Below are 20,904 nucleotides of genomic sequence, written 5' to 3'. Positions count from 1 at the left end.
GCATCGTTACCGAATGAGGGTCAGCGCGCCGACGGCTTGTACCGGAGAAGAACCGCTCCATTGTCGAAACGACGGAAGCCCAGAAGTGTGTACCCGATGCCGGCAGGCAGAGCCGGCTTCCCACTGCCGACGGTGATTGGCCAGACGAACAGTCTGACCTCGTCGACGACGCCTGCCTTGATCGCTTGGGCGGCGAGGTTTGCGCCTCCGATGGTGAGCTCCCCTTCCACCTCCGCCTTCATGGCCACGACCTTGCCGGGGTCGAAGGTTCGCTCGATGCGGGTGTTGCGGGTTGCGACGTCAGTGAGAGTGCTGGAGTAGACGACCTTATTGGGCGCCTTCCAAACGCCCGAGAACTCTGCCGTGAGCGCCGACTGCTCTGCGAGGGCGGGCATCGTCTCCCAACCCGACATGGTCTCGTACAGCCGCCGTCCGTAGAGGAAGGTGCCCACAGGCTTGAGAAGCTCGATGTAGGTCTGGAAGACGTCGTCGGGCATCGGACCCCACTCGAACGCCCCCTGCTCGTCTTCGCAGTAGCCGTCGAGGGAAACGTTGTTGATGTAGTGGAGCTTCGCCATGGGCGGACCTCATTCGCTTGGTAGGTGTGCTCGTGACCGCGCGACCAGCCGGCCGTTCGGGCGTCATTTAACAGGTTGGTTAAATTACGCGCCTGTGCACGGGTTGTCAAGAACTTTCCGGGCGCCCTGCTCGGGCTACGCCCGAGGCCTCGGAGTTGTCGCACGCGACGACTCTCACGCGTCAGAGCGCGTCGCGCCCCTGGCCCTTCCCATGTGGGCGAGATGACTGCTAGCTCTGTTGGCCACGCGGCCGGCGAAGGACATGGGCGCGGCGCCCTCCCAGGCGCTAAGTCGGGGGGTAGAGAGGGCTTCGCTCGAGCCGTTCGATGCTGTTGCCCGATGCGTCTGCTGAGCGATCTCCGGTCGACATGAAGCCCGAGCGGCGGTAGAGCGCCTGCGCACCGACATTCGATTCGCGCGTCCAGACACTGAGGTTCCGCCAGTGGTAGTCCGAGACGAGGCGTCCGAGGAGCTCAGTCCCCACGCCCTGCCTCTGGTGGGCGGGATGAACAAACACCATCGATATGTGGCCCCAGAGTTCGCGCTCGGCGCCGCGCCCTAGCTGCGCCCGCCACGGCTCCGCCAGCACCATGCCAGCAAGGGAGTCACCCCGCGTCGCCGTCAAGAGGGCTGCACCCTCGGCACTCAACTTCTCGCGCACGCGGAGAACGCGTTCCGGTGTCGGTGGCACCCCGGCGGCCACGCGGGCGGCCAGCCATACGGCCAACGCCGCTTCAGCGGGAGGCGTCTCGAGCGGCTCCATCGTTTTCCGATTGACCATGTGCTCCCCTTGGTGATGTGGCGGTCGTTGCCTGCGAGTGCGACGCCGAATGCCGCTCACGCCGGCGCATCTGCGGTAAGGCTGCGCACCCGTCAGCCACGAGCGTCACCACGACCTTGGCGGTGACCTAGTGGGAGGTCACTCACCTCGGATTCGCGACGGGGCGCATCCCGGAGGGCAACTTGACCGCAGCCCTCTCCGAGCATAGGTTAACCGGGGTGTTAAACATGCTGGAACAGTTCAGATCCGAAGAGACCGCACGCCTCAACCTGGTCTTCTCGGCTCTCGCAGACCCTGCCCGCAGGGCCATACTCGCGGAGCTGGCGCGGGGCGACGCCACCGTCACGGAACTGACGGCGCCGCTCCCGATGTCGATGCCTGCTGTCTCGCGGCACCTCAAGGTGCTTGAACGCGCTGCCCTGATCTCGCGCACGTCCGACGGCAGGCATCGGTCCAGCCACCTGGAGCCGACGCCTCTCCGTGAGGCAGCCGACTGGATCGAGCGCTATCGCAGCTTGTGGGATGACTCGCTCGACCGCCTCGATGCCCATCTGGCTGTCATGCAGGAACGAGCAACCGACGTCGAGGTGGACTTACCACCTACTGAATCCCGCTTGTCGGAGAAGGAGCAGACGTGAGCAAGCCCCGCGGGCTCCTTTCACTTACACGCATATTGGACGCGCCTCGGGCCCTCGTCTACAGGGCGTTCACAAACGCCGAGGACTTCGCTTCGTGGTGGGGGCCCACAGGCAACGTCCTCCCTGCCGACGGACTCGACTTCGACGTCCGCGCTGGCGGTCACCAGCGGTGGACGGAGGTGAACCCGTCGAATCCCGATCTCCGAGTCCGCGTCACCGTCGACCTCCACGAGGTACGCCGGGGTGAGTTGCTCGATGGCGTGATGAGGGTGAACGGAAGACTGGATGACGGCCTGCAGCCGTTCGAAACACGGCTCAGGGTCGAGTTTCACGACACCCCGGACGGGCGAACGCGCCTCGAGATCCGCCAGTGGATCGACCAGACACTTGACGCTGCCGCCCGGCAAGGGTGGTCGGAAGGACTCGCGAAGCTTGACCGCACGCTTGCCCGGCTCACGGACGGAGCGTGACGGCAAACCTGCGAGGGGCTAGCCACAGGCAAGTTCCACCGTTGCCGGCGAGCGGCCCTCTGACGTAGCTGCGTCACGGAGGCTTCGTGCGCTCAGGCCAAGAGCGCCTGAGGCGAAAGCCGCTGGTGAGGGACGCATCCGATGGAACCGATGAGAGCGCACGCGCCAGACGCGGAAGTTCTGGACGTCGCGTGGCTAGTCGCAGGGAGGAGCCTGATGCACACCGAGTCACCCCGATCGCGTGCGCGTGCTCAACCCCCAGCGAACATGGGGGAGCCACATCGCCCGGGGCGCGGGGACAGCACTGCATCGGAGTCCGCACAGTCGCGTGGGGAGTTTCCCTGCCGTGGGACCGACGCTGACCTTTGGTTCGCAGAGCACCAAGAAGATATTGATAGGGCCAAGGCCCTATGTCGCGCATGCGGGGCGCGCGATTCGTGTCTGAGAGGAGCCCGCGAACGAGGCGAACCACACGGCGTGTGGGGCGGGGAGCTGTTCGTTCGGGGCGTCGTTCTGACAAGGAAGCCACAGCGCGGACGGCCAAGAAGGCGGCCCGTCGTGGGCGACGACTTGGATCCACCGGAGGTACCCGGGAGTTCGCCTCGGGGCCGTTCTGGGTCATCCTCTGGGGCATGACTGGCAGAGGGCCGGCCCCGCGCAGCCAATGAGCGAAAGTGCGCCACGAGTACCGGCCCTTGGGGATCGTGGTGGCTGTTCCCGGATTCGGCCGCCCTTCCACGACCTACTTGGGCCGCTGGCCAGGGGCGGACGCACGTTCGCGACGCCCGTTCGTGGCTCGGTCGACCGTCGAAGAACCTCCCAGGGCCCGAACCCTGACCACGAGGAACACGTTAAGGGAGACGAGGAAGAAGCCGGCGAACTCGTTGTCCAACAGCCAGAAGAACTGCCCGGGAAGAAGTGAAACCACCAGAGCCGCCGCCACCATCTGCAGTCCTTGTGTTCGACGGCCGGCACGACACCAAGCGAGCCCGGCAACAGTGAGCAGCAGCGAGACGCTGACCGCCAAGAGGTACACCCAATTGCCGACCGTGGGATGTCGCGTGAGGAGCACGACAGGTCGCCCGATCGCGAAGAGAGCGAAGGCAGCGGTGACAGTGAGTACTGGGCCCACTGATAGACGCCGATCGAGCCATGTCCTGATCCGACCTAACCACGACCATGCGAGATCGGTTCTTGCAGAGGAGAGCATGGAACCTGCCCGCGGCCGCGGCTTCTGCTCCTTGCCCGTCGGTGCTGGATCGGGCGACGAGATCGCCGCTCCGGCCGTAACCGCGTCCAGTCGGTTCACCATGTGCTCGTGGTTGGTCAGCGGGCGCCTGTATATACCGACCCGTACCAAGAGCCATGTGAGAACGAGGGTTCCGTAGATGATCGCGGCGACCGGTTCGAAGAAGTAGTCGTGGTCCTTCGTGACGAACTTTCCGACCTCGTCGATGAAGAGCCCAAAACCAACGCCACTCACGACCGCCGCCAGCCGGACGGCGCGCGGTCCGATGAACATGAGTGAAAGCAGCTGGCCCACCAACATGCCCAGGCCACCCCACAGCACATGGGCCACGTGAAGGCCATCGCCCCCAATCTGTGGGAAACCTGTCGCGGTCAAGAAGGCGCGCGTCGCCGCGAGACAGAGCACCGCACTGACCAAGAAGAGCTGCATGCGATCCAGCCCCGCCGCGGAACGGATCATGTTCTGTGTCTCATGATTTGCGCCTATTCTAGGTTCGCCACTGTTCCTGGCGGAATCATCGGTTGGATCCCCTGATCCTCGACAGCAACGATTGCCACGTACCGGCCACCCATGCATAAGGATCTCGCTGCTTCACGGTGCCTGCGCGGCCGGGCGAGCGGTGGAGGGGATGGTCGTGCATCAGGACCATCGGAAGAGGCGCGCGGCAAGTGGGAAACACGCTGCGGACCAGGCGGTGAGGACCAGTAGCTGGGTCAGCGGAAACTGTGTGGTGAACCAGCCCATGTTCAGCGCCTGACTGAGGGCGCCAACGGGGGTATAGGTGGCGACGGCCGCAACGAGGTCGGGGGTCAGCGGTCCAGGAGTCCACATGCCAGCCAGGAAGAGCAGCGGGAAGTAGAGCAACATGCCGGTACTGGTGGCAGCAGAAGCGGTGCGCGCCCTGGCAGCAACGAGCAGCCCTAGCCCCAGGACAGCGATGGCACCCATGGTCAGAGCGAGACAGGCCACGGCGGGACGTCGTGGTAGCGGTGTGTCGAAGGCCAACCGGGACACCAGCAGCGTCATCAGGGATGCAGCCAAGAAGGCCACCAGGCTGATGGCGACTTGAACCAGCAACACGGATGACGGGCGTGTGGGAGTGGTTGCCAGGCGACGCAAAACCCCGCGTTCACGGTGTGTGGCAACGGCCACGGGGAGGGCCGACAGTGCAGGAGTGACCAGCGCCATCGTGAGAACAGTGGGGGTGTAGGCCTGGATCAGCGTCAGGCCCAACCATTCTCGGGAGGTATCGGTGATGGTGTCACGCATTCCCGGGATGGCCAGGCCGGCACCAAGGAGAACGAGGGGCGGCACGAGGAGGGCGAAGACTGCAGTCGGTCCGTCCCGGAGGAACAGGAGCGTCTCACTGCGAAGGAGCGCGACGAATGCGCGCCATCGCGGGCGGGAGCGCGACAGCTTCAACAATGGGCCGCGGCGAGCTGGCGCGGTGGGTGTGGTGTCCGAGGGGGCAGCGTCAGGCATCAGAGATCCTGGTGGGTGAGTTCGGTGTAGGCGTCGCCAAGGTTCCTGCTGCGGGTCTGTACGGAGGTGGGCCGGACGCCCAGTTCCGCTAGTCGGTTCAGGGCTCGTGTCAGGGCCGCCGGTCCCCCGGTAACTTCCATGCGGCCGTCGTCATGACGGGCGACCTCTGAGAAGCCGGCGGCGATGATGTCCGGTTCGACGCCATCGGGAAGGCGGATCAGGTAGCTCTCGACGCCGGGGCCGGCGACGTCGGCGGGAGGGCCGACGGCCACGACTCGCCCAGCGCGGACGATCGCTACCCGGTCGCACAGGTGCTCGGCTTCCTCCATGTAATGCGTGACGAGAACCACGGTGACCCCAGTGTCGCGGATGTCACGGACGAGTTCCCAGGTGGCCCGCCGCGCGTTCGGGTCGAGCCCAGTGGTCAGCTCGTCGAGAACGGCGATCTGCGGGTTGCCCACGAGTGCGAGGGCGATCGAGAGGCGTTGCTGCTGACCCCCGGACAGGTCGGCGAACGCCTTTGACGAGTGCTTGCTCAAGCCCAGTCGACTCATGAGGTCAGCCGGGTCGGCCGGGTGCTGGTAGAAGGCGGCGTACAACTCCAGCGCCTCCCCAACTCGCAGGCGGCTCGGCAGCTTTGCTTCTTGGAGCTGCGTGCCGACCACCTCGCGCACATCTGGTCCTTGTCGGTGGGGGTCGAGGCCCAGCACACAGACTCGCCCACCATCGATGGAGCGCAGGCCCGTCATGGCTTCCACGGTCGTGCTCTTGCCCGCTCCGTTCGGGCCCAGGATGCCGAAGATCTCACCTCGCACGACCTCGAAGGAGACGTCCTCGACGGCGACCACACTTCCGAACGTCTTCCGGAGGTTGACCACCTCGATGACCGGGGTCTCACGCACGCTCTGCATTCAGGCTCTTCCGTTGGCGATCTCGACGCTTGGCCAATATACTTCGAGATCGAACCATATGCATCTGAGTTGTGCCTGCTGAACGAGAAGGCATCAGTGCCTCTTGAACAGGGGTGCGCGACCGATCAAGATCCTGTGGACCGGCACTCTAGGGCGCTGCCTGCAGCACGAGACCGACCACGTCCGTAACGTCGTCATGGACGCTCACCTGTCGGCCGCCGAGCAGCGGGCCCTCCGGCGCCAGCATCGGAGGATGTCTTCGCAGAATCCCGACTCATGGCTGACGTGATCACCCTCGGCCAGAATCCCCTCCGCGGTCATGCGCACGGCGTACTGGGAACCCGTGCGATTGCTAATCGCACTCAGCCGAGACGCGGGTTAATCTGACTCGCTTGGAGAGCAGTACGTGCAGAGCCGTGGCCGGGCTGGGGACGAACCAATGCTCGAGCTCTGCTTCAGGCAGACGGGGTTGCAGCACGCACGGCACCATCTATGCGCCCGAGAGTCTGACGAACTATGAGCACCTCCGCCGCCGACCCTAGGTGACTATTCAACGCTCTGATGGCCCGCTGGATGCGTGGTCTGCATTCCTGCGTCCGGACCTGCCCGGCGGGGCTCAAGGAGATGAGCCATGATCGTCCATCGTCAAGGCTGCGCGTGCGAGTTACATCCCCGCGCCGCAGCATGGTCGCCAGGTACCCGGACAAGGTCGACCGGGGAATGCCGAGAAGTTCGGACAGCTCACTGGGCGTTCGAGGGGCCTGCATCAACTGCGAGTACACCGCGTACTGGCTGGGACTCACCTCGGTGCCGGCCAGTGCGGCTGCGAGCAAGTTGCCAACGCGCTCGGTCACGATGAAGAGGTCTAGAGCGACGTTGCCTCCGACCTGATCGAGCACCAGCGAAGGGGCGCCGTCAGCCATGGAACGCATTCTGTCAGAGGCCGGTGGCACTCCGGGCCTCGAGCTGCGTAGCCATGGTTAGCCCCGGGCCCTTCCTGAATTGCGCTTCCCAGCCCAGAGTTGAGCAGGACTCCAGAGGAGACCTATCGGCGCACCCCCGCCTGCCGGCGATGCCGCAGCTACGTTCTTTGTGGCATTGAGGCGCATTCCTCAACGTCCGCACTTCGCTGCGCCTCCTCATCGCCGCAAAGCCCCCCCGGGGACGATCACTCTCGGCCACCGGAAGCGAGGGCTCCCATCGCCCGCTGACGCCGTCGATTCCGGATCACGACGCCGAGTGCGACCAGCGAGAAGGGCAGGAACAACGTGGCTAGATGGGCGTTGACAGCTGACAGCGCGTAGTAGGCGAACTGATCGGTAGCGCGCACCTCAGGCGCGTGCGCGGCACTCCAGCGAGCGATGACGAACAGACCGGCCACCATGGCCACCTGCTGGAGGGGTGACGTGATCGAAGTGTGAGGCCCCGGGGAGCTTCGAGGACGTTCGGCCATGGTCGTCCTCCCTGCCATCGGTCTCCCGACTACAGGCATGGCAACTAGTTCGAGTACGAACTATCGTAGCGTAGACGAGAGCGGGGGCGGTTCAAAGACGGCTTTCGCACTAACGAGACGGCTCAGCTGCTCATCTCCCGGCACACATCGATGCGATAGGTCGGCGCCGACTACCGCGTCAGAATGGAGGCTCACGGCATTCCAGCTGCCCGCCTTACGGCGGGCATCGAGGCCGAAACCGCAGCGTCTGACGCGATGGCCTCCTGGGGTGGAGTTATCAGGAATGCTACGGCCCGGAGCGGGAGCACCCGCTGCCGAGGGGTGCCATCTCCTGGTTCAGATTGAGTCCGTAACGCGGCTCGGCGACCCATCGGGCTGTAAGACCCATAAGCCACTCCACGAACTCCGGCGCAGGGCATGGGCCGGCGCCTACGGTCAGGAGCGCTGGTGCGGGAGCCGGACTTCCAGTGCTGTGTTCCCATCGTGCAATCGCGCCGGCCTAGCGTTCCCCGCGGTGAATACATCTTCGGTGAGAGACCACAGCATCTCCAGTTCGCTGTTCCTGCTCTGCAAGTTAGCTGGCGCGGTGAGTGCCAGGTCGTTGATCCGATGTGAGGGCGCGATCGTTCCCCACCACGCTCTCCATGCTGGCCACGGTGTCGGCGCCGTGAAGCGCCCCGACTGGACAAGGCGCAAGGCAGCGCCTTGACAAACACTTCACATGGTAGTTAAATGACCGAGTGGCGGCTTCAGATCAGCTAAGTCTCGTGTTTGCGGCCCTGGCCGACCCAACTCGGAGGGCGATCTTGGCCGAACTGGCCGCGGGGGACGCAACCGTGACGCAGTTGACCGCACCGCGATCGATATCCATGCCGGCGGTTTCGCGACACCTGAAGGTGTTGGAAGGTGCTGCGTTGATCTCACGCTCACGTGAAGGGAAGTGGCAACGAAGCCATCTGGAGGCTGCACCGCTTGGCGAGGCTGCGGTGTGGATTGATCGCTTTCGATCCCTCTGGGACGCATCCTTTGAACGACTCGACGCCCACCTGGCCACCTTGCAACTTGAGCAGGAGAATCAATGAGCAACGACGCGCCGCAACTCTTTCTTACGCGCGTATTTAACGCTCCGCGGGAGCTCGTCTACCGGGCTTTCACCGACCCCGAGCAGGTAGCGGCTTGGTGGGGGCCAACCGGCAGCGTAAGGCCGATTGACGAAATGGATTTTGACGTTCGCCCCGGTGGGCATCAACGATTTGTCCAGTTGTTCCCGCATGATCCGACTGTCCGGGCGGAGGTGCGGATTGACCTCATTGACGCCGCCAAAGACAGAGTGCTCCACGGGGTGATGCGCCTGCAGGGAAACCTCCCTGGAGACTTTGGGTCGTTTGAGACACGCTTTCGGTTCGAATTCTATGACGAGCCGGGAGACTGCACTCGCTTAGAAGTACGCCAGTGGCTGCCACCAGACCTCAGCGGCGCGACAGGAGAGGGCTGGCACCAGAGTTTCGCCTCTCTCGACGACCACTTGGCGACGGTGGCCCGGCAAGGTTGACCAACCTCGTCCGCACACGGCGCAAACGGCCGCCAACGACACGGATTCAAGTCGGCGCCGCGATTTTGGCGCACTGCGTAGACGCTAGCAACGCCTACCAGTGGGTGGCTGTGCTACTGCGCCTGATTGCACTCAAAACCTTTTGCCATACGCTGCGCAAAAGATTTAGGCTGTCATGCATACAAGGACCCTAACCTAGTGGCTGAAATGCAATTACGAAGATCCAAGGAGACTAAAGTGAGACCACTGCGATACTCGATCAATGTCACCCTCGATGGCTGCTGCCACCATGAGGCAGGGCTTCCCCCGGACGACGAGTCGATGAGTCACTGGGCGGCAGAAATGGAGCGCGCCGATGCGCTTGTCTTCGGCCGTGTCACCTACGAGATGATGCAATCAGTGTGGCGGCGACCGGCCTCCGGCAATTGGCCAGACTGGATGGGCCAGTGGCAGACGCCATTCGCTGAGGCGATTGACGGAGCGAGGAAGCATGTCATCTCAAGCACGCTAACTGAAGTCGACTGGAATGCTGAGCTCCTGCGTGGCGATCTCAGGAAGTCGATCGAAGAGCTCAAGCAAAAGCCCGGGGCAGGCCTTTGGGTTGGAGGTGTAACCCTACCCTTGGCCTTGGCAGACTTGGGTCTGATTGACGAGTACGAGTTTCTGGTCCAGCCGGTGCTCGCTGGGCGAGGGCCGACGCTCCTTGCCGGTCTTCGTGAGCGCGTTGAACTTGAGCTGGTGGATCGCCATGAATTCAAGTCTGGGGTAGTCGCATTGCGGTTTCAGCCTGCACCGGACCACGATCGAATTCAGTGAGAGCCCTGCTCCCGATGAGCGTGGGGCGCGAACCCCGATTCCGCCAGGGTCAGGGGCGAAGCAAGACATGGGTTCGTGAAGAGGTTGATGGAGGGAGAAGTTGATGAACTTGGACCACTTAGGTGAGCCGGGACGGATTATGGAACTCTGGCAAGCCGCCAGCATTGCCCAATCTCTCCGAGCGATGGAAGAAATCTTTGATGATGACGCCATTTATGAGTTCCCATTCACTGCTGCCGGCTTTCCGTCACGCATCGACGGGAAGAAAGCCATCGTCGCCTTCCTGTCCGCGACATGGTCGACAGGGCTGATCGTATACGACCGCTACGAAACGATTGCCGCATATAGGGCCAAGGACGACCCCGGAGTCGTGATCGTTGAACAAGATGTCTACGGTACGAGTTCAGCAGCGGGGGATTTCATTCTTCCTAATCTCATAGTTGCGCAGATCGAGAACGGCCGGATTGAAAAACTGCGCGACTATGCCAACCTGCTGGCCGCCTCGCAAGCACTCGGCATGCGCATTTAAGTGTGCCGGCGAAACGCGGCCGCCCGTGTCGGTCGATGGCTCTGACGCTCGTCAGGGTGCGGGATGCGGTGGAGGGCGGGGTGCTGGCGCCGCGGAGCTTTGTCAGATGCGCTTGGTTCGGGCTCGCCATCTTTCCACCGGCCGGGTGTCTCGCACTCGCGGCCCCAGCGCTAGCGACACGTTGAGGGGATGGCATTTCGCGCCGAGCAAACCCGCGGGCCAAGCTGGACGATACCCGTTGCTCTACGCACTGTGGCTGCACGTCTTCCTCCGTCCATCTCCCGACGAGCATTTGGGGCTCATGGTCTGCGCGATCGGGCTCCTCTGAGCCCAGCTCCCCGCGCCGGGTGACCTTCATGTACATGCGATCAGAGGCGGGCGGCCGCTCCGGACTTCCAGCCGTTGGCTGTCGTCGTCTGCCCTACCTCGCGGGCCCCATTTTCGACCGACCTCCCCACCCCGACCGGCCGGCCGGGACCACCGACGTCGCGCCAGCGGACGTCATGACACCGTGGGAGCCAGTGGACGCGCAGCCACCGCCACTTGGCATCTCGAGCGTGGCCAGTTTCCGGCAGTTTCAGACATCAATCTGTGCACCAACGGCAGATATCGGTGTCAGAGCCGCCCGGCTCGCCGCCTTCTTGAGGCTATCGAGTTCGATCGGAGGACAGTTCGACATATTGGTCAGCCTATGAAGATCCACTCCTGCGCGCGGCCCAAGTGATGGCCACTTGGCCCATGCAGCCGGTGATCGAAATGTGCGGATGCTTCATTGACGACGCCGTGCGTGCATCAGCCGTCACGAGTCGACGAAGCCTGGCGTCAATCTGCGGCGCGTACCGTTGTCACATGCAGACGATTCGGGCTCGCCGTCTTGCAGCCAAGTGTCTTGCGGACTCTCGCTCCCAGCGCTGGCAGCACGTACAGGGAGTGGCACATCGCGCCGAGCAGGTCGGCAGCCTGGGGGTGGATGACCCCTTGGTCTGCGCAGCGTGGCTCCATGATGTCGGCTATGGCCCAGCGGCCGCCGCGAGTGGCTTGCACGCCCTCGATGGCCCCAGATGGCTTGCTGCCCTCGACGTGGACCCGTTGGTGGTGTCGCTGGTGGCGTTCCACACGGGGGCCGAGTTCGAGGCCGAGGAGCGAGGACTTCTCGATCAGCTGGAGCATTTCGTCCGCCCTCCGCAGGCTCTGCTGGACCTTTTGATCCTGTGCGACCTCACGGTGTCTCCTCACGGCCACGACGTGGATGTCACCGCTCGCATCGACGAGATCGTCACTCGGTATGGCGAGAGAGACCCGGTTCACCTCGCGGTCCGACGCTCCTCGGCCTATCTGCGGTCATGCTTCGCCCGCGCTGCCAGCGCCGTGTCAGCCGAGGAACGGGGCATCGCGGTCTTCTAAAGCATGCCGGATGCGTAACCGCATCGACGGGTGTAGGTCCAAGGCAGGGAGGTCCTCAGGACTGATCCACTCGACCCGGCTGCTCTCGTCACTCGTGCGAGCTTCTCCACCGATGCTACTGGCACGAAGGCGATCGAGAACTGCTGCCGAACTTCGCCGTCGTCGTAGGCCATGATGTGCCGTGGGTTCGTATAGGTGCCGGTGATCGCCTCGACCGCGACGTCGTAGCCGGTCTCCTCCTTGACCTCGCGCACGACCGTCTCCGAGATCGACTCGCCGATCTCGTGACCGCCTCCAGGTAGCGCCCACAGGTTGTTGTCGGTCTTGTGGATGAGCAGGAGTCGGCCTGCCTCGTCTCGGACGATGGCCACGACCGAAGGAACGACGCTGTTCGCCACAGGCGCGTCGGGATCATCGATGTAGTCGATTCGGCCCATGACCGCGACGATAGCCCCGCCTTCTGGGTGTGAAGGCGCCCATGGTCATGTTCTGGTCGGGCGCAGCCCCAGCTCCCGGCCTGCTCTCATGACACCCAGGGCGGTCTGGTCGCTGACTGCGAAGACGGCGGCCGGGCGCTCAGTGGGCAAAACGAGTGAGGTCGAACTTGTACCCGCGGACGGCCCTCCAGTCGCCGCGGACCACGGACAACGGCTCCAGGTCCGCCTTTCGCACCGCGACACGGTAGCCCGCGAGTCTGCTCTTGGCCGAGGTCCAGCGTTCCGTGGCTCGATTACTCCTGCCTGCGTTAGCGACCGTGCTTCTCCTCGCACTTGTGCACACCGGGCACAACTACCGTCTTCCGCTCATCATGTTGAACCGGTCAGAGCTGTTCCCGGTCATGGTTGGACTCGCGAGATGGCAGTCGGAGGCTTCGGGCGCTTCCGGTGGAGCGCAAGCCCTATCGAACGTCGTCATCACGGGTTCCACCATCTCGATTGTTCCCAACATGGTGGTCTTCCCTGTGCTGCAACGCTATTGGCAGAGTGGGCTGAGCGAAGGCGGCGTCAAGGCATGACGACACGGTGGTCTTCGCGCTATCCCTTCGCCGGCCGTGCTCGACAGGCGTGGTCATCGGTGCCGTGGTCCTGGTTGCTGCGACCCTTCAGAGAATGGTGGAGTCGGCCTCGCCCTGGTCGCGGCCCCGTTCCTCATCCTCGTGCTGGGCCCGATCCAGAGAGTCGTGCTGACCAACGTTCTCGCCGTCATCACGACAGGCACCGTGGTCCTAACCCAGTGGCGCGTCGAGGTCCGGCGCCTGCGACCGCTGCTGCTCGTGGCCGTCGTGGCCGTAGTCCCGGGTGCGGTCCTCGTCCGTGTTGCTCCCCAGGAGGTCCCCAACCTGGCGGCTGGTGGGCTCATCCTGATGGCACTGTCGACCGGCTTCGTGGTGGCCAGGTGTCAGCAGGTTCCCAGGGTGGCCGCACTGATACTGGGCGACGGTCTGTCGGGCATCATGTCGGTGAATGCCGAGTCAGATGGGCCGGGTGCAGTGACCTACGCCATTGCCACGAGGTGGTCTCACAAGAGCTTCGTGATCAGCGTGCAGTTCCACCTCCTGTGTCTTGGGATCGTGTCGCTGGTCCTGCGCGGTGTAGTCCCCGGGGTCACGCCCTGGCAGTGGGTCGCCGTCGTGAGCGGACTTCTGGTTGGAGTGGTGGCGGGGCAGTACCTCGAGGGCCGCGTGCCGACGCGGGGCGTTCAGGTGTCTACCTACGTCGTTGCCTACTCGGGTGCGCTTCTCGTGCGGATGCGCGGACTGCGCGCCCTGTCGTGAGGTTCGCCCGGGCGCGCCGCGGCGTCCCTCCGTCGAGCTTGCGGCCTCACGGGATCCACTATCGCAGCGCTGGCTCCAAAACGGCCCCAAAAGCTCGTCACGGCGCACAGAAGACGACCGGGTGCGGCCGGGTGCGACAGCAGACGACAACCGGCGCAGCGCCGCCTCTGACCTGCTACTTTGCCGGGGTGTAGGTGTCGGCTGATGGCGTGCCGGGTCGGCTCCAGGAACCCCCAGAGCGGTCTACGGATCAGAAGGTTAGGGGTTCGAATCCCTTCGGGCGCGCACTGTGTTGAGACAGTGAAACGGGCCCCGGCCAGCGGAAACGCGGCCGGGGCCCTGCTCTGTCCACGGGCTGGAACGGGCCCTGACAGGGCTCTGGGCCCCAAAATGGGCCCCAAAAATCGCCATGGGAGGCACCCGTCGCGTCGGGTGACACTGAGGTCGTGAGCAGGACTCGTCAGGTCGCACACGACCACCGGGGCGCCGGTCGAGGCCCTTGGGCGGTATGACGATGACACCGCAGCCCCAGCCCACCCTCCTGCTCGACCTGAACGAGGTCGCGGCGCAGCTGCGCTGGACGCGCCGCAGCGTCGAGCGCCAGATCGCCGGCCACCGGCTCCGCGTCGTCCACCTCGGGCGCTCCGTACGCGTCGAACGGGTCGAGCTCGACCGCTTCATCTCCTCGCTGAGGGACGCGGATGCGGGGTAGGCCGCGCGAGTCGCCCACCGACAGCGCGACCACCAGGTACCGAGGTGCCGACGGCCGGTGGCACGCGCGGGTCACCGTCGGGCGGCGTCTCGACGGCGAGCGCGACCGGCGGCACATCAGCCGCCGGACCAAGCGCGAGCTCGACGCGGCCATCCGGGACCTCGAGAACGCGCGCGACTCGGGCCAGCAGCCGTGGCTGCTCGACAACGTCACCGTCGAGCAGTGGGTCGAGCACTGGCTCGACGAGATCCTCCCGCTCGCCGTCCGCTGGAAGACGCGCTCCGGGTACACCAGCCATCTCCGGGTCCACGTCCTCCCGTTCATCGGGGCCGCCCGGCTGACGGACCTGCGTCCCGAGACGCTCGAGCGGCTCTACCGCGAGCTGCTCGACCAGGGCCGCTCCACTCAGGTGGTCCACGGCGTGCACCGCACCCTGGGGTCCTGCCTGGCCGAGGCCGTCCGCCGGCAACGGATCCTGAGCAACCCGGTAGCGCTGGCGCGCCCACCCCGCGTCGAGAGGACCGAGATCGAGCCGCTCGACGTCGAGGAGTGCCGGGCCGTGCTCGCTGCAGCCCAGTATCGCTTCAACGGCGCACGATGGTCCGTGGCCCTGTCCCTCGGCCTGCGGCAGGGCGAGGCGCTCGGTCTGCTCTGGGACGACATCGACCTCGACGCCGGGATCCTCCGGGTCCGGCGGGCGCTCCAACGCCGAACCTGGATGCATGGCTGCAGCCCTCGAACGCGCAAGGAGCCGATCTGTGGCAACAAGCGCGGCGCCGACTGCCCGCAGCGCCGCGACGGTGGCCTGGTCCTGGTCGAGCCGAAGACGCGCGCGTCACGTCGCTCCGTGGCCCTGCCCGCGCCTCTCGTCGCCGAGCTACGCGCTCATCGGGCGGCGCAGAACCGCATCAAGCTCGAGCGGGCGAACGTCTGGGACCACACCCTCGACCTCGTCTTCAGCACAGACTGGGGGATCCCCGTCGACCCCGCCGCCGACCAGCGCGAGTGGAAGCAGCTGCTCCGCGACGCCGGCGTCCGGGAGGTGAGGCTGCACGATGCGCGCCACACCGCCGCCACCCTGCTGTTGTTGCAGGGCGTCGACATCCGCACGGTCATGGCCATCATGGGCTGGACCGAAATGGCCACCGCCCAGCGCTACGTCCACGCCGTCGATGAGCTCCGCCACGAAGCGGCCCGTCGGATGGGCGAGGCGCTCTGGAACAGCCCCCGAAGCCCTTGGCCGGCCCCAGGTCGGCCCGCTCACGGGCGGCCGGGATAGAGGGTCGAGCCGGCCAGCCTGCGACACGGCACGTCGGGCCCTGGCTGCGCACTGAGAAGGGCAGTTTGCGCTTCACACCACGCGATACGCACGAAGCAGGAGTTTCGCGCAGCGCGGCATGAGCGAACGATCGTCGGCGGTCTCCAGCCGACCAGAACGACGGCCTGACGACACTCGTCCCTGCGGGCTACGCTCGCCCGAGTAGTCGGACGGGGGTGAGGCGATGCGACGGCGCGGCGTTCTGTCGGTCGTCATGTGCATCGGGGCAGCTCTTCTGTCCGCGTGCCAACCACCGGCGTTGACAATCGGTAACGAAACCGAGCTGAGACTGCGAGTGGTGGAGGAGGCGACGGGCGAAGAAGTGGTCGCTCGGCTGGTACCCGGATCGACGGCCAGCGTCGTCATCACGGCCATGGACGACGACGGTTGCGCCACCAGCTGGAGGCTGGTCGCACTCGACATGAACGGGAATGCGGTTGACGCGCTGAACGCTCCCTGCCCCACGACCTGGAAGATCACTGGGCGGTGACTGACGTCTGACTAGTTTCGTCTTGGGGCGCCCCTGGCTGCCGCCTTCACGGCTCGCGGCATGAGCGGGAACTGCGACAGGCGCGCTCATTGCGGCGGCGGCATGCGGATCAACATGTGTGTCCGTCGAGCTGGGCTTCTTGTCGCCGTAGCGACCGCCAGCGTTGAACCGGGCTCGACGCGCCGGCCTGCCTTGATCAATGGGACTAGCCGTCGCGCTCGAGGGTGGCCTTGAGCCACGCGTTGCGCTCGAGAATCAGGTCACGCATGTACCTCGCCAGCACTGCACGATCGACCGCCGAACCGATGAGACCCGCCGGGGCGCGATAACTCACCCTGTCGGTCATTCGGGTCTCGCGGCCCTCCTGCTCAAAGCGGTGCTCGTGCCACCACCGCGCGAAAGGACCCTTGACCTGCTCATCAACGAAGCGCGCCGGCGGCTCCCACTCGGTGATGCTGGACGTCATCCGAAACGGGATCCCGAAGTGCCGGGCCTGCCAGGTCACGCTGTCGCCGAGAGCCATCCGTCCACTGGCTACGCCGCCGATCACCTTCTCGCCGGAGCGAGCCATCGAGCTGGCATGCGCTTCGACGTTGAGCGAGAGGTCGAAGCATCGCTCGGTGCTGGCGGCGATCACCGTGATCACCTCGAAGTGGGCCACCAGCCGAGCGTATGAGTTCAAGCGCGTGCGGCGCACTCGGTCCGGATGTCGTTTCGACCAGCATGCGGAGCCAGCGCAGGGAGACCGACCGGGTGATTTGTGGCAGAGACTTCGCTCCGACAGCCGGCGTTCCCGATGTGAGGCTGTGCACCCACGGGGACCAAGGGAAAGTGGGCCGCGATGCCCGTGCGATTGCTCGTCTTGCTCCTTGCGATCGGCAGGATCGCTAGTGCTGTCAGCGGCATGTCCGGGTGCTTCCGTGCACATCCGGTTAGGTTGCTCTCGTGCACAGTCGGGGTCATGCCCTCGGGGTAAACGTGGCTATCGGTGCCGCCGGCGCTCTCTACCTGTGGTGGTCCGCCCGGCCTCTGCGCTCTGGGCCTGGCTGGACGCCGCAAATCACCGTCATCGCGATGTTGGCGGGCCCCATCCTGGTCGTTGCAGCCTTCGCGGGCTTGGTGCAGGTGTTCCTCCATCGGGCCGGCGGTACGGCACTCGTGACTATTGCGACTTCGGCCGTAGTGCTTGTCAGTGGGTGCACATGCGCCGTGCTCGGCGCGCTGGTCATCGGCTCTGGGTGGATGCTGGCCGAGGTGACGCTTAGACCGACTGGCACCGACCTCACCACCGCGCTGTCGATCTGGGGCCTTTTCACCGTGGGCCTCGTCACCACTGGTCTAGTCGGCCTGCGATCGGCGAGGGCTCTATCTTCTGCGGCGTGAAACGCCGCCGCGCACCGCGTTGACGAACGCAGGCTTGGCCGCACTCTCCGCGGCATGAGCGGGTGATCGCTAGTCGCCGTCGAAGATGAGGTAGATGTGCGGACTCGCGTCCACGATCGCGAGGGCCTGTCTCACCGACGTGATCAGGAGGTCAAGGCCCTCGGACTGCCCGGCCAACTCGTCGAGCTCGCGCTGCAACTGAACGGATTGCTTTTGATTAAACGTCGTGTCGTCGTAGACATCTACACCGCTCAGGAGCGGTAGGCCGCGCCTCTCAGCAGCCTCTATGAGCGGAAACATGTCGGCTGAGCCGCAAAGAAGTCTGTCGCCTGTGTACGCCTGAACTCGAATGCTCAGCATCGGCACATCATGCATGTCTCTACGGGTGCGCGTGTCGCGTCGTTCGGATCGCGGCATGAGAGGAAGACACGAGAGGGGAGACTCATTAGCATCGTGCAATGCGCATTGTCGTGCTCCTGGTCGCCGCGACGCTGACCGTCGGCCTGACTGGGTGCAAGGAATCGGACTCCAGCAGCGTCTGCGCGACGACAACGCCGGTTGGCGCTGACTGTCCGGACACGGAGTCGAACGGGGGTTGACCCCACGCCCCCCTCGCGGCATGTCCGGACGAACGATGGGAGCCTCGGCGCATGCCAACCGTTCAATGTCGGATCGCAGCGATCGACACCGAGCCCTTCCCGGGATGGGCCGCCGTTGAGGTCTCGCTCGCCGGCGGCGGGACCGCCACGATTCGGGAGAAGCTGCCTGTACTCGGGATCGAGTCTGAGTCCGTTGGGGCCGTGGCGCGGCTCGAGTGCCTCGTCGAGGAACGGGTGGGGCAGCATGCGCGCGTGCGACTTCTACACGGCGTCGAGACCGTCGATGCCGAGAGTGTGTTGCTCGTACAGGGCTCTGTCGTCACCTGAACCAGTGCGCGTTAAGCGGCATGAGCGGCTGGCCTGGGACTTTCAATGAGCGGCGGTTTTGAGTGCGCCGCTGCCAGACTGTGCCGGTGACGGATCTGAGGGAGGCGCTCTTCGCGCAGTTCCGGAGGCGGTCGGATCCTCCTCAGTGGCCCGAGGAGCGGTCGTACTACGCCGACTACACGCTCTGGTGGCTACAGCCCACGATTCTGAGCGAGGTCGGTCCTGCCCTCGGTAAGTTGTTCGCCCAGGCGGATGTCTCGGTCGTCATGGGAACTGTGGCTCACGGGTCTCTGCTGGGGCCATTGGTGGCTAACCATCTCGGTGTTGGGTTCGCCGAAGTCCGCAAGGGCGTGCGCCGTGCCTCCGACGACGATCCCTGGCTGACGCGCAGAACACCTCCGGACTACCAAGATCGCCATCTCGAACTAGCGATCCGCAGGTCCCAGCTGAGGCCCGGAGACCGCGTGCTCTTCGTCGATGACTGGATCGCCTCCGGCGGTCAGGCCATCGCCTGCCAACACCTCACCCACGACGCTGGCGCACACTGGCTCGGGGCGGCGGTGATCGTGGATGGCCTGGAACGAGCGAGCACGCGGCGAGAACTGAACGTGAGGTCGCTCATCAACCTGCGCGAGCTCGATCGCTTGCTGTAGCGCTGCGCGACATGAGCGGACGTCGCGGGTATCCGGACCCGAAGTGGCTCGCCTCATCGAGGGCTTTCCCGTACCGTCAAAGTCGAGCCCGCCCAAGGCGCACCTACCCGGTAAGGGTGCGTCCTGCCCGTCGCATGGTGAGGGTGGCTGCCCGTTCGAGCCGGGCCGGGTCCGGGGGACTCACTCCTCGACGGGAGGTGTCGGAGTCCTCACCTACTTGCGGCAGATGAGGGCAGGCGATCGAGCAACCGCGTCGTCACTGTGATGACGCGGTAGTCGGCTGGTGACGGGGATGCAACCGTGCCATCCGCCGCTTTCCCCGTCATCACTGGGATGACGCGGAAGCTCGCGCTCATCGGCATGTGCGGGAAACTGCGGACGTCACGAGGGTCAGTGGAGGCGGCGGTTGAACGCAGCAATCAGCGTGGTCATCGCGGACGTGAGAGAGGCGAGGTCGCGCTCGTAGATGCGCCCTGTGTCGAGCCGTAGAGACAACTCGAACAGGATGGCGGCGTAGTCGGCGGAGGCTCGCGGGCGGTCGGCTGCGGGTACCTCGATCTGTACCTGTTCTACGACCCGCTGGGTTCTGACGACCTCTACGACCCGCTCCACTACGTCGACGGCGCAGAGCCCCGAAGAGGCGGCGCGGCGCTGTTCCCATGCGCGATGTCGGCAGCTGTCGGAGCACCACTTGGGGATCCGGCCCCGTGCCGGCACGGGGAAGCCTTCACTGCACCACTGGCACGTGAGGAAGCCCGGACGCTGCCGGGCCTTGAGCTCAGTCGGCGGTGTTGGCGGGGATGACGTCTGTTCGCTCTGACGCCATTGCGTCGCAGTGTCGTTGACGTCGACCAGCGTCAGCTGCTCAAGTTTGGTTCCATTTGGGACCCATTCATTCGACCCGCCTGGACCTGTCGTTGTCATGACTCCCAAGGGGAACGTACCTGCCTCTCGGTGGACGCGCCGCGAGTCGTGACAACGAATGCAGGGACCCGCAATGCATGAGGTGTGTCGTGGATGAGTTCTGGCGTTCCTGCGTCGGCGTCGTGCGCATGACGCTGGCTCGTGGACGGGGAGGGAGCGGGGTCAGGCGTCGGAGAGCAGGATGCGCAGGGCGGCGTCGGCGTTGGCGCGGTCGTCTCGGGGGAGCTGGCGCCAGGCCGGGTGGTCGTCGGACAGTGCCTTGCGCAACGCCGTGAGGCGTCGGCGGTCGGAGCCGCGGAGGTCGCCACGGTCGGCGAACGGGTCGGCGATGCACGCGAGCAGAGCGGCGGCATCGAAGAGGTGGCGGTCGCGGTCGCGACTGTCGGTGGTGTAGGCGGCGGCCTTGAGGATGACGGCGCCCAGGGGGCTGGGCACCGAGATCGTCGTCGGGTCACCGCCGGTGATCTCGAGGACGGCGTTGATCGTGCGGCGCAGCGCTTGGGTACCTCCTTCGATGCGCACCATGTCGCGACCACGGAGGCGCTCCACCACGGTGGGGGCGGCGTGGTCGGACACCAAGACATCGATGACGTCCCCATCACCCGCACCGGCCACGACGTCGACCGTGCTGGTGCCGCGCACGAACCGGTGGGCGGTGTTGTTGCGTGGGTCGACGGTCTCGCGCAGTTGGTAGCCGAGCCCCTCAAGCGCCGTGGCGGTCGCATCAGGGACGCCGCGGCTGGTCTCGATATGGAGCACGATGTCGACGTCGTTCGTCGGGCGAACCACGCCGATGCCGTGATGGACGGTGTGCAGCTGCGTCATGAGCCCGCCGACGAGCGTCCATCGGTCGGACGGAAG

General features: G+C 65.3%; 28 protein-coding genes. 16 read left to right on the top strand and 12 right to left on the bottom strand.

Going from position 1 to position 20,904, the window contains the following annotated elements; genetic code table 11:
• Nucleotides 1–20: 20 nt before the first annotated feature.
• Nucleotides 21–578: a dihydrofolate reductase family protein gene (locus tag KMZ30_RS12000; protein ID WP_215520031.1), complete on the bottom strand. Its 558-nt coding sequence runs from the start codon at nucleotides 576–578 to the stop codon at nucleotides 21–23.
• A gap of 286 nt (nucleotides 579–864) precedes the next feature.
• On the bottom strand, nucleotides 865–1,341 hold the full coding sequence (locus KMZ30_RS11995) for a GNAT family N-acetyltransferase (RefSeq protein WP_215512084.1): 477 nt from the start codon (nucleotides 1,339–1,341) through the stop codon (nucleotides 865–867).
• A gap of 245 nt (nucleotides 1,342–1,586) precedes the next feature.
• Between KMZ30_RS11995 and KMZ30_RS11990 the strand changes: the two genes are divergently transcribed.
• The 3 genes from KMZ30_RS11990 to KMZ30_RS11980 all read left to right on the top strand — a co-directional run bounded on the left by KMZ30_RS11990 (nucleotide 1,587) and on the right by KMZ30_RS11980 (nucleotide 3,103).
• Nucleotides 1,587–1,997: an ArsR/SmtB family transcription factor gene (locus tag KMZ30_RS11990; protein WP_215520038.1), complete on the top strand. Its 411-nt coding sequence runs from the start codon at nucleotides 1,587–1,589 to the stop codon at nucleotides 1,995–1,997.
• Nucleotides 1,994–2,467 carry an SRPBCC family protein gene (locus KMZ30_RS11985; RefSeq protein WP_215520030.1) on the top strand — a complete coding sequence of 158 codons (474 nt, stop codon included), beginning with the start codon at nucleotides 1,994–1,996 and terminating at the stop codon, nucleotides 2,465–2,467. Before KMZ30_RS11990 ends, KMZ30_RS11985 begins: the two co-directional genes overlap by 4 nt.
• Before the next feature lie 141 nt (nucleotides 2,468–2,608).
• The gene (locus KMZ30_RS11980; protein WP_308284325.1) at nucleotides 2,609–3,103 is read left to right on the top strand and encodes a WhiB family transcriptional regulator; all 495 of its coding nucleotides are present in this window, start codon (nucleotides 2,609–2,611) and stop codon (nucleotides 3,101–3,103) included.
• 106 nt (nucleotides 3,104–3,209) lie between these two features.
• On the opposite strand, the gene KMZ30_RS11975 is transcribed toward KMZ30_RS11980, so the two are convergent.
• From KMZ30_RS11975 to KMZ30_RS11955, 5 genes are all read right to left on the bottom strand, one after another.
• Nucleotides 3,210–4,175, bottom strand: coding sequence for a hypothetical protein (locus KMZ30_RS11975; RefSeq protein WP_215520029.1), 966 nt, complete (start codon nucleotides 4,173–4,175; stop codon nucleotides 3,210–3,212).
• A gap of 180 nt (nucleotides 4,176–4,355) precedes the next feature.
• Nucleotides 4,356–5,198, bottom strand: coding sequence for an ABC transporter permease (locus KMZ30_RS11970; RefSeq protein ID WP_215512087.1), 843 nt, complete (start codon nucleotides 5,196–5,198; stop codon nucleotides 4,356–4,358).
• Nucleotides 5,198–6,100, bottom strand: a complete 903-nt coding sequence (locus KMZ30_RS11965) for an ABC transporter ATP-binding protein (protein WP_308284324.1) — start codon at nucleotides 6,098–6,100, stop codon at nucleotides 5,198–5,200. Before KMZ30_RS11965 ends, KMZ30_RS11970 begins: the two co-directional genes overlap by 1 nt.
• Before the next feature lie 464 nt (nucleotides 6,101–6,564).
• Nucleotides 6,565–7,032, bottom strand: coding sequence for a MarR family winged helix-turn-helix transcriptional regulator (locus KMZ30_RS11960; RefSeq protein WP_215520027.1), 468 nt, complete (start codon nucleotides 7,030–7,032; stop codon nucleotides 6,565–6,567).
• Between the two features lie 245 nt (nucleotides 7,033–7,277).
• Entirely contained in the window at nucleotides 7,278–7,490 is a 213-nt protein-coding gene (locus tag KMZ30_RS11955) for a hypothetical protein (RefSeq protein WP_215520026.1), read from the bottom strand.
• An 812-nt stretch (nucleotides 7,491–8,302) separates the two neighbouring features.
• Between KMZ30_RS11955 and KMZ30_RS11950 the strand changes: the two genes are divergently transcribed.
• The 5 genes from KMZ30_RS11950 to KMZ30_RS11930 all read left to right on the top strand — a co-directional run bounded on the left by KMZ30_RS11950 (nucleotide 8,303) and on the right by KMZ30_RS11930 (nucleotide 11,863).
• Nucleotides 8,303–8,644: an ArsR/SmtB family transcription factor gene (locus KMZ30_RS11950; protein ID WP_215520025.1), complete on the top strand. Its 342-nt coding sequence runs from the start codon at nucleotides 8,303–8,305 to the stop codon at nucleotides 8,642–8,644.
• The gene (locus tag KMZ30_RS11945; RefSeq protein WP_215520024.1) at nucleotides 8,641–9,114 is read left to right on the top strand and encodes an SRPBCC family protein; all 474 of its coding nucleotides are present in this window, start codon (nucleotides 8,641–8,643) and stop codon (nucleotides 9,112–9,114) included. The genes KMZ30_RS11950 and KMZ30_RS11945 overlap by 4 nt, the downstream gene beginning before the upstream one ends.
• 237 nt (nucleotides 9,115–9,351) lie before the next feature.
• A complete protein-coding gene (locus KMZ30_RS11940) occupies nucleotides 9,352–9,930 on the top strand; it encodes a dihydrofolate reductase family protein (protein ID WP_215520023.1) in 579 nt (192 codons plus the stop codon).
• Nucleotides 9,931–10,033: 103 nt separating this feature from the next.
• Nucleotides 10,034–10,459 carry a nuclear transport factor 2 family protein gene (locus KMZ30_RS11935; protein ID WP_215520022.1) on the top strand — a complete coding sequence of 142 codons (426 nt, stop codon included), beginning with the start codon at nucleotides 10,034–10,036 and terminating at the stop codon, nucleotides 10,457–10,459.
• An 849-nt stretch (nucleotides 10,460–11,308) separates the two neighbouring features.
• Nucleotides 11,309–11,863 carry an HD domain-containing protein gene (locus KMZ30_RS11930; RefSeq protein ID WP_215520021.1) on the top strand — a complete coding sequence of 185 codons (555 nt, stop codon included), beginning with the start codon at nucleotides 11,309–11,311 and terminating at the stop codon, nucleotides 11,861–11,863.
• On the opposite strand, the gene KMZ30_RS11925 is transcribed toward KMZ30_RS11930, so the two are convergent.
• Entirely contained in the window at nucleotides 11,860–12,300 is a 441-nt protein-coding gene (locus KMZ30_RS11925; protein ID WP_226905209.1) for an NUDIX hydrolase, read from the bottom strand. The genes KMZ30_RS11930 and KMZ30_RS11925 overlap by 4 nt on opposite strands.
• A gap of 317 nt (nucleotides 12,301–12,617) precedes the next feature.
• Between KMZ30_RS11925 and KMZ30_RS11920 the strand changes: the two genes are divergently transcribed.
• The 5 genes from KMZ30_RS11920 to KMZ30_RS11900 all read left to right on the top strand — a co-directional run bounded on the left by KMZ30_RS11920 (nucleotide 12,618) and on the right by KMZ30_RS11900 (nucleotide 16,157).
• On the top strand, nucleotides 12,618–12,878 hold the full coding sequence (locus tag KMZ30_RS11920; protein WP_215520020.1) for an ABC transporter permease family protein: 261 nt from the start codon (nucleotides 12,618–12,620) through the stop codon (nucleotides 12,876–12,878).
• Between the two features lie 36 nt (nucleotides 12,879–12,914).
• The gene (locus tag KMZ30_RS11915; RefSeq protein ID WP_215520019.1) at nucleotides 12,915–13,637 is read left to right on the top strand and encodes a TSUP family transporter; all 723 of its coding nucleotides are present in this window, start codon (nucleotides 12,915–12,917) and stop codon (nucleotides 13,635–13,637) included.
• A 514-nt stretch (nucleotides 13,638–14,151) separates the two neighbouring features.
• A complete protein-coding gene (locus tag KMZ30_RS11910; protein WP_207024109.1) occupies nucleotides 14,152–14,349 on the top strand; it encodes a helix-turn-helix domain-containing protein in 198 nt (65 codons plus the stop codon).
• Nucleotides 14,339–15,628 carry a tyrosine-type recombinase/integrase gene (locus tag KMZ30_RS11905; protein ID WP_215511976.1) on the top strand — a complete coding sequence of 430 codons (1,290 nt, stop codon included), beginning with the start codon at nucleotides 14,339–14,341 and terminating at the stop codon, nucleotides 15,626–15,628. Before KMZ30_RS11910 ends, KMZ30_RS11905 begins: the two co-directional genes overlap by 11 nt.
• Nucleotides 15,629–15,965: 337 nt before the next feature.
• Nucleotides 15,966–16,157 (top strand): hypothetical protein, encoded by a 192-nt coding sequence (locus KMZ30_RS11900; protein ID WP_215511977.1) that lies wholly within the window; start codon nucleotides 15,966–15,968, stop codon nucleotides 16,155–16,157.
• 205 nt (nucleotides 16,158–16,362) lie between these two features.
• Here the strand turns inward: KMZ30_RS11900 and KMZ30_RS11895 are convergent, their stop codons facing one another.
• Nucleotides 16,363–16,818 (bottom strand): SRPBCC family protein, encoded by a 456-nt coding sequence (locus KMZ30_RS11895; protein ID WP_215511978.1) that lies wholly within the window; start codon nucleotides 16,816–16,818, stop codon nucleotides 16,363–16,365.
• Between the two features lie 317 nt (nucleotides 16,819–17,135).
• Here KMZ30_RS11895 and KMZ30_RS11890 point away from each other — a divergent pair, with 317 nt between their 5' ends.
• Entirely contained in the window at nucleotides 17,136–17,540 is a 405-nt protein-coding gene (locus tag KMZ30_RS11890; RefSeq protein WP_215511979.1) for a hypothetical protein, read from the top strand.
• A 69-nt stretch (nucleotides 17,541–17,609) separates the two neighbouring features.
• Here the strand turns inward: KMZ30_RS11890 and KMZ30_RS11885 are convergent, their stop codons facing one another.
• Nucleotides 17,610–17,900, bottom strand: coding sequence for a hypothetical protein (locus tag KMZ30_RS11885; RefSeq protein ID WP_215511980.1), 291 nt, complete (start codon nucleotides 17,898–17,900; stop codon nucleotides 17,610–17,612).
• A 290-nt stretch (nucleotides 17,901–18,190) separates the two neighbouring features.
• Between KMZ30_RS11885 and KMZ30_RS11880 the strand changes: the two genes are divergently transcribed.
• Nucleotides 18,191–18,466, top strand: coding sequence for a hypothetical protein (locus tag KMZ30_RS11880; protein WP_215511981.1), 276 nt, complete (start codon nucleotides 18,191–18,193; stop codon nucleotides 18,464–18,466).
• Between the two features lie 86 nt (nucleotides 18,467–18,552).
• Nucleotides 18,553–19,119, top strand: coding sequence for a phosphoribosyltransferase family protein (locus tag KMZ30_RS11875; RefSeq protein ID WP_308279618.1), 567 nt, complete (start codon nucleotides 18,553–18,555; stop codon nucleotides 19,117–19,119).
• Nucleotides 19,120–19,509: 390 nt separating this feature from the next.
• Here the strand turns inward: KMZ30_RS11875 and KMZ30_RS11870 are convergent, their stop codons facing one another.
• Both KMZ30_RS11870 and KMZ30_RS11865 read right to left on the bottom strand, forming a co-directional pair.
• Nucleotides 19,510–20,043 (bottom strand): hypothetical protein, encoded by a 534-nt coding sequence (locus KMZ30_RS11870; protein WP_215511982.1) that lies wholly within the window; start codon nucleotides 20,041–20,043, stop codon nucleotides 19,510–19,512.
• A gap of 162 nt (nucleotides 20,044–20,205) precedes the next feature.
• The gene (locus KMZ30_RS11865) at nucleotides 20,206–20,868 is read right to left on the bottom strand and encodes a nucleotidyl transferase AbiEii/AbiGii toxin family protein (protein WP_215511983.1); all 663 of its coding nucleotides are present in this window, start codon (nucleotides 20,866–20,868) and stop codon (nucleotides 20,206–20,208) included.
• Nucleotides 20,869–20,904 lie beyond the last annotated feature (36 nt).

It is taken from the genome of Phycicoccus mangrovi (assembly GCF_018729305.1).
GTDB lineage: Bacteria > Actinomycetota > Actinomycetes > Actinomycetales > Dermatophilaceae > Phycicoccus > Phycicoccus jejuensis.
This window is presented reverse-complemented; position numbering and strand designations above follow the sequence as displayed.